11 protein-coding genes are annotated in these 12,512 nt (G+C 61.7%); 5 read left to right on the top strand and 6 right to left on the bottom strand.

The window, feature by feature from the left end; all coding sequences use genetic code 11:
* Window positions 1–124: 124 nt before the first annotated feature.
* Both K5Y35_RS18930 and K5Y35_RS18925 read left to right on the top strand, forming a co-directional pair.
* Entirely contained in the window at window positions 125–1,417 is a 1,293-nt protein-coding gene (locus K5Y35_RS18930; protein WP_123462586.1) for an MFS transporter, read from the top strand.
* Window positions 1,418–1,429: 12 nt separating this feature from the next.
* Complete coding sequence (locus K5Y35_RS18925; protein WP_222832598.1) at window positions 1,430–2,197, top strand: substrate-binding domain-containing protein; 768 nt, start codon at window positions 1,430–1,432, stop codon at window positions 2,195–2,197.
* Here K5Y35_RS18925 and K5Y35_RS18920 read toward each other — a convergent pair.
* Entirely contained in the window at window positions 2,187–3,101 is a 915-nt protein-coding gene (locus K5Y35_RS18920) for a LysR family transcriptional regulator (RefSeq protein ID WP_222832597.1), read from the bottom strand. The genes K5Y35_RS18925 and K5Y35_RS18920 overlap by 11 nt on opposite strands.
* 250 nt (window positions 3,102–3,351) lie before the next feature.
* On the opposite strand from K5Y35_RS18920, the gene K5Y35_RS18915 reads away from it, so the two are divergent.
* A complete protein-coding gene (locus K5Y35_RS18915; RefSeq protein ID WP_123462580.1) occupies window positions 3,352–5,160 on the top strand; it encodes a monovalent cation:proton antiporter-2 (CPA2) family protein in 1,809 nt (602 codons plus the stop codon).
* 150 nt (window positions 5,161–5,310) lie between these two features.
* Here the strand turns inward: K5Y35_RS18915 and hcnC are convergent, their stop codons facing one another.
* The 5 genes from hcnC to K5Y35_RS18890 all read right to left on the bottom strand — a co-directional run bounded on the left by hcnC (window position 5,311) and on the right by K5Y35_RS18890 (window position 10,222).
* Window positions 5,311–6,570: a cyanide-forming glycine dehydrogenase subunit HcnC gene (gene hcnC / locus K5Y35_RS18910; protein WP_222832596.1), complete on the bottom strand. Its 1,260-nt coding sequence runs from the start codon at window positions 6,568–6,570 to the stop codon at window positions 5,311–5,313.
* Entirely contained in the window at window positions 6,563–7,972 is a 1,410-nt protein-coding gene (hcnB, locus tag K5Y35_RS18905; RefSeq protein ID WP_222832595.1) for a cyanide-forming glycine dehydrogenase subunit HcnB, read from the bottom strand. Before hcnB ends, hcnC begins: the two co-directional genes overlap by 8 nt.
* Window positions 7,969–8,283, bottom strand: coding sequence for a (2Fe-2S)-binding protein (locus K5Y35_RS18900; RefSeq protein ID WP_123462962.1), 315 nt, complete (start codon window positions 8,281–8,283; stop codon window positions 7,969–7,971). The genes hcnB and K5Y35_RS18900 overlap by 4 nt, the downstream gene beginning before the upstream one ends.
* 481 nt (window positions 8,284–8,764) lie before the next feature.
* On the bottom strand, window positions 8,765–9,694 hold the full coding sequence (locus K5Y35_RS18895) for a hypothetical protein (protein WP_123462574.1): 930 nt from the start codon (window positions 9,692–9,694) through the stop codon (window positions 8,765–8,767).
* 192 nt (window positions 9,695–9,886) lie between these two features.
* Window positions 9,887–10,222 carry a hypothetical protein gene (locus K5Y35_RS18890; RefSeq protein ID WP_123462572.1) on the bottom strand — a complete coding sequence of 112 codons (336 nt, stop codon included), beginning with the start codon at window positions 10,220–10,222 and terminating at the stop codon, window positions 9,887–9,889.
* Between the two features lie 165 nt (window positions 10,223–10,387).
* Between K5Y35_RS18890 and K5Y35_RS18885 the strand changes: the two genes are divergently transcribed.
* Both K5Y35_RS18885 and K5Y35_RS18880 read left to right on the top strand, forming a co-directional pair.
* A complete protein-coding gene (locus K5Y35_RS18885) occupies window positions 10,388–11,071 on the top strand; it encodes a response regulator transcription factor (RefSeq protein ID WP_042559723.1) in 684 nt (227 codons plus the stop codon).
* Window positions 11,049–12,443 (top strand): sensor histidine kinase, encoded by a 1,395-nt coding sequence (locus K5Y35_RS18880; RefSeq protein WP_123462570.1) that lies wholly within the window; start codon window positions 11,049–11,051, stop codon window positions 12,441–12,443. Before K5Y35_RS18885 ends, K5Y35_RS18880 begins: the two co-directional genes overlap by 23 nt.
* Window positions 12,444–12,512: the final 69 nt, after the last annotated feature.

Below are 12,512 nucleotides of genomic sequence, written 5' to 3'. Positions count from 1 at the left end.
GCGCATCAATGCATGCCAATAATGCAATTAACATCCAGTTACACCTGCGCCACCATCCACCGCAATAACAACCGTGCGCCGCTTCCACGTCGCGCACGTCATAAAAGCGGTGGAGTCCTTTGCTATGACAGCCTCAATCCCACACGGCGGCTCGCGGGCCGGTGCCATTTTCCGAGTCACCTCGGGCAACTTCCTCGAACAGTTCGACTTCTTTCTGTTCGGTTTCTATGCCACACAGATCGCGGCGGTGTTCTTTCCGGCGAGCAGTGAGTTCGCGTCTCTGATGATGACGTTCGCCGTGTTCGGCGCCGGCTTTTTGATGCGACCGCTGGGCGCCATTGTGCTGGGTGCGTACATCGACGACGTGGGCCGCCGTAAGGGCTTGATCGTCACCCTGTCGATCATGGCCAGCGGTACGATCCTGATTGTGCTGGTGCCCGGATACGAAAGCATCGGCTTGTTCGCGCCCGCACTGGTGTTGATCGGGCGGCTGCTGCAAGGCTTCTCCGCCGGTGCGGAGCTGGGCGGGGTTTCGGTGTATCTCGCGGAGATCGCCACCCCGGGTCGCAAGGGTTTCTTCACGGCCTGGCAGTCGGCCAGCCAACAAGTGGCGATCATCGTCGCTGCTGCGTTGGGCTACGCACTGAATGCGTGGATGGCGCCGAGCGTGGTGGCCGATTGGGGCTGGCGCATTCCGTTTTTCGTCGGTTGCCTGATCGTGCCGTTCATCTTTCTGCTGCGCCGTAACCTGGCGGAAACCGAAGAGTTCGCCGCACGTAAACACCGTCCGAGCATGCGCGAAGTGTTCCACACCCTCGGCCAGAACTGGGGCGTGGTGTTGGGCGGCATGTTGATGGTGGCGTTGACCACTACGGCGTTCTACCTGATCACCGTGTACGCGCCGACCTTCGGCAAAACCGTGCTGCACCTGAGCACCTCCGACGCGCTGCTGGTGACCTTGCTGGTGGGTGTGTCGAACTTCTGCTGGCTGCCGATTGGCGGCATGTTGTCCGACCGTATCGGTCGTCGCCCGGTGCTGATCGCGATGTCGCTGCTGGCCCTGGCCACCACCTACCCGGCGCTGTCGTACCTGGTGCAGGCGCCGAGCTTCAGCCACATGTTGCTGTCGCTGCTGTGGCTGTCGTTTATCTACGGCATGTACAACGGCGCGATGATCCCGGCGCTCACCGAGATCATGCCGGTGGAAGTGCGCGTTGCCGGGTTCTCGCTGGCCTATAGCCTGGCCACTGCGGTTTTCGGCGGTTTCACCCCGGCGATGTCGACCTTTCTGATCCAGTACACCGGCGACAAGGCTGCGCCGGGTTACTGGATGAGCATCGGCGCGCTGTGTGCCTTGTGCGCCACCTTGTATCTCTATCGCCGCGCAGGCGGCCGTCTGCAACCGGTTGCCGCATAAGGAGCAATCACCTTGAAAAAACTCATTAACCTCAGCGCCGTCGCCCTCTTCGCGTTCAGCGCCCTGGCACACGCTGAACAACTGAACGTGATGACGTCGGGCGGCTTCACTGCCGCCTACAAAATCCTCGGGCCGAAATTCGCCGCGGCCACCGGCAACACGCTCGACACCCAGCTCGGCCCGTCGATGGGCAAGGCGCCGGAAGCGATCCCCAATCGCCTCGCCCGTGGCGAACACGCTGACGTGGTGATCATGGTCGGCTACGCCCTCGACGATTTGATCAAGCAGGGCAAGGTCGACCCGGCTTCGCGGGTTGAACTGGCGGATTCGCGGATCGGCCTGGTGGTGCGCCAAGGCGCGCCGAAACCGGACATCAGCAGCGCCGAAGGCCTGAAGAAAACCCTGCTCGACGCACAATCGGTGGCCTACTCCGACAGCGCCAGCGGCGTGTACATCGAGCAGCAGCTGTTCAAGAAACTCGGCGTCGAAGATCAACTGAAACCGAAGGCGAAGATGATCCCGAAAGTCCCGGTCGGCTCCGTGGTGGCCACCGGTGACTATCAGTTGGGTTTCCAGCAGGTCAGCGAATTGCTGCCGGTGCCGGGCGTGACATTTGTCGGCAAGATTCCGGAGTCGGTGCAGTCGGTAACGCGTTTCGCCGCCGGTATCCCGGTCGGTGCGCAGCATCCAAAAGAAGCCAAGGCCCTGCTCGACTACCTCGCCGCACCCGCGGCCCAGGCAGACGTGCAAGCCACCGGGCTGGATTCGGTCAAGCGCTGATCGTTGGCGGCTGGACTTTCATTTCCACCACCAGCCGCTCCAGTTCCAGTGCCGCCGGGGTCAACGTGCGACCCCGGCGCTTGATGATGCCGACGCTGCGCATCACTTGCGGATCGGTCAGCGGCACCCGCGTCAGGATCGGATGATCCGGCCCCGGCATCGCCATCAGCGGCACGGCCGCCACCCCCAGCCCCGCCTCCACCAGACCAATCATGGTCGTCACATGCCGCGTTTCGCAGATGCTCTGACGCTGCGGCACCACGCTGCTCAAGGCCTGATCAAGCAAAAAGCGGTTGCCCGACGTCTTGTCGAGCGAGATGTAATCCTGCTGATAGAACTCGTCCCACTTCACGCTGCTGCGCCCGGCCAACGGATGATCGCGCCGGCATGCAACGACATAGCACTCCTGCACAAGCGGTTCGAAATCGACTTTGGCATCCTGAGTGCCCAGGAAACTCAAACCGAAATCCGCCTCGCCATTCACCACTGCGCTGAGCACATCGTGGGCGCTGGAATCGAGGACCTTGACCTTGATCCGCGGAAACTGCTGGTGGTAACGCGCCACCACCCGCGGCATGAAGTAGTACGCCGCCGACGGCACGCAGGCCACGGTGACGTGACCCATTCGGGTCGAAGCGACTTCGCTGATGCCCAGCAATGCCACGTCGAGGTCATCCAGCAAGCGCTCGACGCTGGGCATGAATCCGCGCCCGGCCTGGGTCAGGCTGACCTTGCGCGTGGTGCGCTCGAACAACTTCACACCGAGGGCGTCTTCGAGCTTTTCGATGCGCCGGCTCAGAGCCGGTTGTGACAGGCGCACGGTGTCGGCAGCCTTGCGAAAACTGCCCTGCTCGACCACCGCGCGAAAGGCCTGCAGGTCGTTGAGGTCGAAGTTGATGGCCATGGCGAACTCTAAAAAGATTGATTCACAAAGACTATCAATGTAACCAACTGATGCAAAATATTACAGGACGCATGAACGGCCCTTGTCGGAGTGAGCCTGCTCGCGATGGCGGAATGTCAGTCAACAACCGGGAATCTGACAGATTGCTATCGCCAGCAGGCTGGCTGCTACAGGGGATCTTCAGTGGATCTTGAATCGTTTCAGCCCTTATCCTTATCGCCCCCGCCGTACCGTTGTCAGGAGTTACCCCATGCCCCATGAAGGCAATCTGTTGCAAGCCGCTGTCGTGTTTCTGTTCGCGGCGGTGCTCACCGTGCCTCTGGCCAAACGCCTGCAACTGGGCGCTGTGCTCGGTTATCTGTTTGCCGGGGTGATCATCGGTCCTTCCGTGCTGGGCCTGATCGGCAATCCGCAGAGCGTGGCGCACATCTCCGAACTGGGTGTGGTCCTGCTGCTGTTCATCATTGGCCTCGAACTGTCGCCGCGACGCTTGTGGGTAATGCGCAAATCGGTGTTCGGCGTCGGCCTGGCGCAGGTGTTGCTGACCGCCTCGGTGATTGGCGTGCTGGCGCTGGCGCTGTTTGGCCAGCCTCTTAACAGCGCGATTGTGCTCGGCCTCGGCCTGGCGCTGTCGTCCACCGCTTTCGGCCTGCAAAGCCTGGCCGAGCGCAAGGAACTGACCAGCCCCCACGGGCGGCTGGCGTTTGCGATTCTGCTGTTTCAGGACATCGCCGCCATCCCGTTGATCGCCCTGGTGCCGATGCTCGCCGGCAGCGGTCAGGACACCAGCAACGCCGACAGCCTCAATCACGCCTTGCAAGTGCTCGGCGGCATCGCCGTGGTGGTGGTCGGCGGGCGTTATCTGTTGCGTCCGGTGTTCCGCGTGGTGGCGAAAACCGGCTTGCCGGAAGTGTCCACCGCCACCGCGCTGCTGGTGGTGATCGGTACGGCGTGGCTGATGGACCTGGTCGGTGTGTCGATGGCGCTGGGGGCGTTTCTCGCCGGGCTGCTGCTGGCGGATTCGGAGTATCGCCATGAACTGGAAGCACAGATCGAACCATTCAAAGGGCTGCTGCTGGGGTTGTTTTTCATCAGCGTCGGCATGGGCGCAAATCTCAGCCTGTTGCTCAGCGCCCCCGTCACCGTGCTGGGGCTGACGCTGTTGCTGATCGGTCTGAAGCTGCCGTTGCTGTTCGTTGTCGGGCGTTTGGCCGGTGGCCTGAACAAGATCAGCGCCATTCGCCTCGGTATCGTCCTGGCGGCCGGCGGTGAATTCGCTTTCGTGGTGTTCAAGATCGGTCGCGATCAGGGTCTGTTCGAACCGCGCCTGTACGACTTGCTGGTGCTGACCATCACCCTGTCGATGGCGGTGACGCCATTGTTGCTGTTGGTCTGTGCGCGTCTGGTCAGCCCGAAAGTGCAGCCGGTGGAAGTGCCGGAGCAGTTCCGCCAGATCGACACCGAAACGCCACGGGTGGTGATTGCCGGCATGGGCCGGATGGGGCAGATCGTGGCGCGGATTCTGCGGGCGCAGAACATCCGGTTCGTGGCGCTGGACACCTCGGTGGAAACCATCGAGCTGTCGCGCAGTTTCGGCGGTGTGCCGGTGTTCTATGGTGACCCGATGCGCCCGGAAATCCTCAATGCGGCCAAAGTTGGCGAGGCGGAGTATTTCGTGATTGCCACGGATGACCCGGAGACCAACATCAAGACGGCCGAAATCGTGCGCAAGCTGTATCCGCACATGAAAATCATCGCCCGGGCACGTAACCGTCAGCACGTGCACCGCTTGGTCGATGTCGGCGCCGAGGCGATTCGAGAGACGTATTACTCCAGTCTGGAAATGAGCCGCCGCACCCTGGTCGGCCTCGGTCTGACCCAGGCCCAGGCCGATGCGCGGATCAAGCGCTTCAAACACCACGACGAACAGGTGCTGGAAGCCCAGCACGCGGTTTACGACGACGCTGCCAAAGTCCTGCAGACCGCTCAGGAAGCTCGGGCGGAACTGGCGCGGCTGTTCGAGTCGGATCAGTTGGAAGAGGAATCGCGCCAGGACTGACGTCCTTGCACAGATCCAAATGTCAGACCGCCAGGGCCAACGCCTTCGCGGGCAAGCCCACTCCCCCAGGTTTTGTGAACGACTGAAAACCCTGGGGGAGCTGGCTTGCCAGCGAAGAGGCCAGCACATTCCGCATCAATGTGCCTTGAATCAGGCCAGCTCTAATTCATGCTCGTGCTTGACCGGCGCCACCTCAAACCGGTCGGCCAGGAACGGCGTGATATCCAGCGGCAACGGCTCGTCGTTGATCAGTTTGTCCAGCAGCACACCGGTAATCGCCGACGTCAGAATGCCGGTGCGGAAGTGTCCGCAGGCATTCATGTAGCCCTCCACCCCACGCATCGGCCCGAGAATCGGCAACTCGTCCGGCGAGCCCGGACGCAGTCCGGCCCAGGTGCGCTTGAGGTTGACGTCCTTGAGTTCCGGCAGGCAGCGCACCGCCCCCTGCACCAGCCCGGCGATTTCCGGGTAAGTGGTGGTCACGTCGAAACCCTTGTCTTCGGTGGTGCTGCCGATCAGGATCTCGCCGTTGTCCTTTTGCGCCACGTAGCAATCGCTGGTGGTCAGGCAGCCGTTGAGTATTTTCGGCAGGCGTTCGGTCAGCAGAATCTGGCCCTTCACCGGTTTCACCGGAATGCGGATGCCCGTCGCCCACTCGCTCAAATCCGCCGCCCAGGCGCCGCCCGCGTTGATCAGCGTCTTGCAGTGAAACACCCCCGCCTCCGCCGTCTGCACCCCGGTCACGCGGGTGCCGTGGTGCAGCACACCGGTCACGTTGGTGTTGACGAAGATATCGACACCGTTCTGCCGCGCACCCTCCATATAGGCATCGGCGAGGCGAAACGGGCTGACCTGGTGATCGCAAAGAAACTCCAGTGCGCCACGGGCCTCGTGACTGACGCTCGGCTCGGCTGCACGCAGCGCCGCCTGATCGAGCCAGCGCACCTGATCGGCGAGGTGCGGAATGCAGCCGACGATGTGTTCGGCGTAGAGCCGGTCTTCGTCGTCATAAATGACGAATTTCAGCCCGGTCTTTTCGAACTTGAAATCCATCCCGTGGTGGTCTTTCAGCTCCCGGTGCAACGCCGGGTACAGCGCGTTGGACTGCAGGGCGAAATCGAAGAACGACGCCGGCAGGATATGCGGTGTGCTGGCGTCTACCGCCACCGCCGCGCCCTGGGTTTCGCGCTTGCGATTGGCCGACATCATGCGGAAGAAAATCACCCCGCAGCCGAGGCCGACCGATTCACCGATCGCCCACAAACCACCGGCCGAAGCACGGGTCGCGTTGCCCGGCCGCTTGGCATCAATCAGCGCGACCTTGAGGCCCTGGCGCTTGGACAATTGATAGGCGCAGGACGCCCCGATCACGCCGCCGCCGGCAATGATCACGTCATAGAACTTACTCATGGGCAGCGGCCTCCGTGCCGACGGACTGGAACGCGGAAAATGGAATCGGATCAATCGGGAAACGCGGACGCAGCCAGCCGACGTCCTTGCGTCCGGTGGCCTGGCGCAGACGGTCGCTGCAATAGCCGACGCACATCCGCCCCTGACAGTCGCCCATGCTCACCCGGGTGCGCATTTTCAGGCTGGCGATGTCTTGCACGCCCTGCTCCAGCGCGCGGTCGATGTCGGCGCGGGTCGTGTGTTCGCAGCGGCAGATCACCGTGTCGGCGGCCGGCAACGCGGTCTGGCCGACGCCGCGCTCGGTGTAGCGATCCACGGCAGCGCGAAAGCGCACGATGGCTTTGAGTTTGCTCAGGTAGCGGTCACGGCGGACTCGCGCCAGCTCCTCTTCGAGCACGCCGCGTTGCAACAGGATCGACGTCGCAGCGATCTTGCCGGCGAGCATCGCCGCTTCCCCGCCGCGAATCCCGCCCATGTCGCCGGCCAGGTGCACATGGGGTTCGCTGCTTTGCTGCCAGATATTGGCGTTGGCGCGCAGATAGCCGTCGTCGCTGAAGCCGTGATCGAGGCCCATCTGCTGGCTGAGTTGGGTACGCGGGATGAAGCCGTAACCGACCGCCAGCGTCTGCGCTTCGAAGCGTTCGACACGGGACAGGTCCGGCTCCCACGTCGCCGAATAGGGCGCGACGCTGACGCTTTTCAGTTCACCTTCGCCGTGGGCTTCGACCACGCCCCAGCCGTAATTCATCGGGATGCCGTGCAGTTTCAGGTACGCGAGCATGCTCAGGCCATCGAGGAACAGCTGCGGTTTGTTCAACAGCGCCAGACTCTCGCGGGCGATCTTGCTGAACACGCAGGCCTCATACACCCCCGCCACACGCACGCCCGAGGCGTGCAGCTGCGTCGCTACCAGCGGCAACAACGGCCCGGTGCCGGCAATGATCACCGGCCCTTGCGGCTTGACCACGCCGCTTTTGATTTGCAGTTGCAGACCGCCCAGCATGATGACCCCCGGCAGCGTCCAGCCGGGAAACGGCACACTGCGTTCGTGGCAACCGGCAGCCAGCAGCAGTTGCGGGTACTCGATCGAGTGCAGTTGCTCGTCGCCGTCCAGCACCACCAGTGCCCGCGAGCCCTCGGCGCCGATCACGCGATGGTTCAGACGCACGTCGATCAACCCGGCCTGCGCCTGAAAATCACCGTGCAGTTTGCCCAGCACTTCAGCGTAACGCGGCCCCAGATAATCCAGTTGCACGCCATCGCGCAGCGGCCCGCGATAGACCACCCCGCCAAGGCGCGACGCTTCTTCGAGCAGGGTACAACGCACGCCGTGCCGGGCCAGTTCGATGGCCGCTGCCATGCCCGCCGGGCCGCCGCCGACGATCAACGGTTGCTGACTCATACGACCTCCTGCGCGGCGACGCGGTTGACCTGGGTCTCGATGCGCATGCCGTCGCGTACCACGGTCTGGCAGGCGCGGCGCTTGTGCCGGCCGTTGATTTTGACCAGGCAACACTGGCACACGCCCATGCCGCAGTAGGCGCCGCTGATCTGGTCATGATCGTTGCGGGCAATCTGGCGAACGCCAAGGGATTGAATGACGCTGAGCACGGTTTCGCCGATGGCGGCGGTCACCGGTTGGCCGTTGATGTGGACGGTCATATCCGCCTGGGTCAAAGGCTGAATATCGAAGGTTCGTTCTAGGCAGTGCATTGCAATGTTCATCCGTGAAAAGGTTCAGGGGAGTTCTACGTCAGCTCCTTGCTGCACTCTGCCTGGCGATCCGTTGTGGTTTTTGGTGGGATCTGCCGGGCGACTCCATGAGCGCAGCAAATTGCGCACCGGAGCACTGTAGTCGATACCGCGACAAGGGCCTGGATCTTTTAAGTTAGGTGATCTCGTCCAAGGGAATATTGATCCAGATCGTTAAAACATCTCTCCCTGCAGGCACTGCTGCGGGTTGCGATCTCTTGATTCTGTTTTAAGAAATCAAGGTCAAAGGATCACAACCTTCGACAGCCCCTGCGCAGGTCAGCGGCAAAATGAAAAAGCCGCTTTCACCGTGAAGTGGAAGCGGCCGAGGCAATGAACCCCTATAGAGCAATCAGTGCACGAACAGGGCGATCAGAATGATGATCGGGATCGGTACGCCGAGGAAAAACAGCAGTAGTGAGCGCATGGTGGTTCTCCTTGATTAACGGACCGGGGTGGTCGTGGTGTAAGTGTCGACTTCAACGTACTCGACCGCATCGCGACGACGACCGCCGAAGGTGGCGGCGAAGCTGGCGAAGAACGCACCGGCCAGCAGCGAGATGAACATCCACAGCGACGTCCAGGCAGCGACTTTGGCAGCGGTGTCGGCGGCTTCTTGAGCTTTGACTTTGGCGTCGGCGATGGCTTTCTGGGTACGTGCGTAGATTTCATCGACGCGACGTTCGGCATCGGCCTGGGTCAGGTTGGTCCGTTGAGCGACGAGTTGCGCAAGGTAAGTACGGTCTTCGGCGCTGAGCTGACCATTGGCCAGGCTTTGCGCAAAGATACGAGTCACGGTGCCACGGGCGGCGTCATCGCTGACGGCTGCAGGACGGTCATCACGGAACAGGCTGTCGACGAAGTAACCGTACTGATTGCTGTCGGTGTTTGCCGCAGCCGTACCGGCTGCCTGGGTAATGGCGCTGGCGGCACCGCCGGCGACACTGGCACCCGCCTGCACGCCACCACTGATCACGCTGCTGACCGAGCCCACCACCAGCACTGCGGTAACGAGCGTGGCCACACACCAGGCGAGGAAACCGTGGGCGGTGTCGCGGAAATACACTTCGTCACCGTGCATGTTCGCCCACTTCACCCGCAGACGACCGGCGATGTAACCCCCCATGCCCGAAGCGATGATTTGCGTCGCCGCAAGCCAGACAATTGTGGAAATGCCCAGGCCCTTGGCGCTGATGCCCTCTCCGGCCCACGGTGAAACGGCAGAGAAACCCAAACCGAAACCGAGCAGCACGAGAATCATCGACAGTGCAGCGGCAGCCGCCGCACCGGCGAAAATCGCGCCCCAGGAAACGCCTGACACGCTGCTCGAGTCTTCGTAAGCAGGATAAAACCCATCTGAGGATCTATTCATTGTTGTACCGCTCCAGGCATGAAAAATAGTGTTACAACTCGTCATCAGACGAATTGCAGTGACCGTGCCAGTCGCAGAAATTAAATAAATTCTTTGGTTTCAATCAGTTATAAAAAATGAACTTCCCCGGACCATGCAACTTGCAACAAATGCCCGAGAGCAGCGGGTTTTATGCATTGGCGGCGAGGCACGTTATTTGCGCTTGTAGCTTTTGTTACCACTGGGCGTCAGGCAATACACGCCTCCGCGCGGCCCCGTGCAAAACGAGCCTGTGCCGCAAGCACAGCCATCATCGCTCTGGAGAAAGTTTTGTGGGCGCGCCTGCTGGCGTTCGCCGAACAGGGCGGCACAGCTTTTCTTCGAGCCGCTGATAGAGCCGTCATTGCACAGGAACAGGTCGCCGTCGCAACGATCAATTCCGCCCTTCTTCCCGGAACAAGGGGTATTGGCGGCGATCGCCGAAGCACTCAACAGCGTCAGCACCAACCCGGTTATTGGCATCCAGCCACGGCGAATCAACGTACGCACCGAAACCACTCCTCACTGAGATTGTGGCCAGATGATATCAACGTTCAGGAAAATATTTCCCCAAGCCCGCTCAATGGCAGCTACAACATGAAAGTTAATTTAAAGCGTCACGGAAATTTCTTGGCAAAATGCAGCCATTCCGTTGAACCGATCAAGGCCAGCCCTATGACGCGTATTTTGACCATCGAAGACGACGCCGTGACCGCCCGGGAAATCGTCGCCGAATTGAGCAGCCACGGGCTCGACGTCGACTGGGTCGACAATGGCCGCGAAGGCCTCGACCGGGCGGTGAGCGGCAATTACGACCTGATCACCCTCGACCGCATGTTGCCCGAACTGGATGGCCTGGCCATCGTCACCACCCTGCGCACCATGGGCGTGGCCACGCCGATCCTGATGATCAGCGCCCTGTCCGATGTCGACGAGCGCGTGCGCGGCCTGCGTGCCGGTGGCGATGATTACCTGACCAAACCGTTCGCCACCGACGAGATGGCGGCGCGGGTCGAAGTGTTGTTGCGCCGGCAGAACAGCGGCGCCACCCAGGCGACGACCTTGCAGGTCGCGGATCTGCAGCTGGACTTGATCAGCCACGAAGCGCGTCGCGCCGAACAAGTCCTGACGCTGTTGCCGACCGAATACAAACTGCTGGAATTCCTGATGCGCAACAGCGGCCAGATCCTCTCGCGCATGATGATTTTCGAAGAGGTCTGGGGTTATCACTTCGACCCGGGCACCAACCTGATCGACGTACACATCGGCCGTCTGCGCAAGAAAATCGACGCTGCCGGCAACGTTCCGCTGATCCGCACGGTACGGGGCTCGGGTTATGTCATTGCCGAACCCGTCTGACGGCTGGCGCTCCTCCAGCAGCCGTTTGCTGGCGCTGTACAGTTCGCTGTTCGTGGCATGGAGCGCGATCCTCATGGGGGTCATGTATTTCGAGGTGTCCGGCTACCTCGACAACCTCGCCAAACATTCGCTGATGCAGCGTCAGCACCTGTTTTCGCACTTTCGTGGCGAGCAACTGGAAGAAGCCCTCGCCGCGAGCATGACCTTTGACATCCGCGGCATCGACGCCTATGGCCTGTTCGATGCCGAAGGCACCTACCTCGGTGGCGCACTGCAACGGATCCCCGAAGGCCTGCCGCTGGACGGCAAGATCCACACGCTCGTCGACTGCGCCGACTCCGACGATCCGACCCTGCCCGCCGACAGTTGCGACGCCGTTGCCACGCAAACCCGTGACGGACGCTGGCTGGTGTTGTTGCGCGACAACGGCTCGCTGTTCGCGGTGACGCGGATCATCCTGCACGCGTTGTTCTGGGGCGTGTCGTTGACGATTTTGCCGGGGATTGCCGGCTGGCATTTGTTACGCCGTCGGCCCTTGCGACGGATTCGAGCGATTCAGGCCAGTGCCCAGGCCATCGTCGCGGGCGATTTGACCCACCGCCTGCCGCTGTCCAATCGCCGCGATGAACTGGACATGCTCGCCGCCATCGTTAACGCCATGCTTGAGCGCATCGAACGGTTGATGCATGAGGTCAAAGGCGTGTGCGACAACATCGCTCACGATCTGCGCACCCCGCTGACCCGCCTGCGCGCGCAGTTGTACCGCATGCAACAACAGGCCGGTGAAGGCTCGCAGGAAGCGGCGCAACTGGATCTGGTGCTGGCGGAAGCGGATACGCTGATGGCGCGGTTTCGCGGGTTGTTGCGGATTTCCGAACTGGAAGACCGTCAGCGCCGCTCGGGTTTTGTCGAGCTCGATCCGGTGCAATTGCTGCAAGAACTGCACGAGTTTTACCTGCCGCTGGCCGAGGAAGGCGAACTGCTGTTTGTACTGAACATGCCGGAAACCCTGCCACGCCTGAACGGTGATCGGGCACTGTTATTCGAGGCGCTGGCGAATCTGTTGAGCAACTCGATCAAGTTCACCCCGGCTGGCGGCACGGTGATCCTGCGCGGCGTGAATGACGGCGGGCATACGCGGATCGAAGTCCACGATTCCGGGCCGGGGATTCCCGAGGCCGAGCGTGAGGCGGTGTTTCAGCGGTTCTACCGGGCCGAGGGTGGGCAACCGCAAAGTGGCTTTGGCCTCGGCCTGTCGATTGTGGCGGCGATTGTCAGCCTGCATGGCTTCAGTCTTGAAGTGGGCCAGAGCGATCTTGGCGGGGCGAAACTGATGCTTGATTGTCGGCAGAGTCTGATTTCAAAATCCTGAAAATCACCGCGATGCAATGTAGGCGTGAGCCTGCTCGCGATGTCGGTGGGTCAGCCAACATGTTTGTTG

It is taken from the genome of Pseudomonas sp. SC3(2021) (assembly GCF_019856535.1).
GTDB lineage: Bacteria > Pseudomonadota > Gammaproteobacteria > Pseudomonadales > Pseudomonadaceae > Aquipseudomonas > Aquipseudomonas monsensis.
This window is presented reverse-complemented; position numbering and strand designations above follow the sequence as displayed.

Excerpts from the sequence above, each read along its gene's own strand:
- K5Y35_RS18930 (WP_123462586.1), top strand. The coding sequence starts at position 125 with ATGACAGCCTCAATCCCACACGGCGGCTCGCGGGCCGGTGCCATTTTC.
- K5Y35_RS18920 (WP_222832597.1), bottom strand. The coding sequence starts at position 3,101 with ATGGCCATCAACTTCGACCTCAACGACCTGCAGGCCTTTCGCGCGGTG.
- K5Y35_RS18915 (WP_123462580.1), top strand. The coding sequence starts at position 3,352 with ATGCCCCATGAAGGCAATCTGTTGCAAGCCGCTGTCGTGTTTCTGTTC.
- hcnC (WP_222832596.1), bottom strand. The coding sequence starts at position 6,570 with ATGAGTAAGTTCTATGACGTGATCATTGCCGGCGGCGGCGTGATCGGG.
- hcnB (WP_222832595.1), bottom strand. The coding sequence starts at position 7,972 with ATGAGTCAGCAACCGTTGATCGTCGGCGGCGGCCCGGCGGGCATGGCA.
- K5Y35_RS18900 (WP_123462962.1), bottom strand. The coding sequence starts at position 8,283 with ATGCACTGCCTAGAACGAACCTTCGATATTCAGCCTTTGACCCAGGCG.
- K5Y35_RS18895 (WP_123462574.1), bottom strand. The coding sequence starts at position 9,694 with ATGAATAGATCCTCAGATGGGTTTTATCCTGCTTACGAAGACTCGAGC.
- K5Y35_RS18885 (WP_042559723.1), top strand. The coding sequence starts at position 10,388 with ATGACGCGTATTTTGACCATCGAAGACGACGCCGTGACCGCCCGGGAA.
- K5Y35_RS18880 (WP_123462570.1), top strand. The coding sequence starts at position 11,049 with ATGTCATTGCCGAACCCGTCTGACGGCTGGCGCTCCTCCAGCAGCCGT.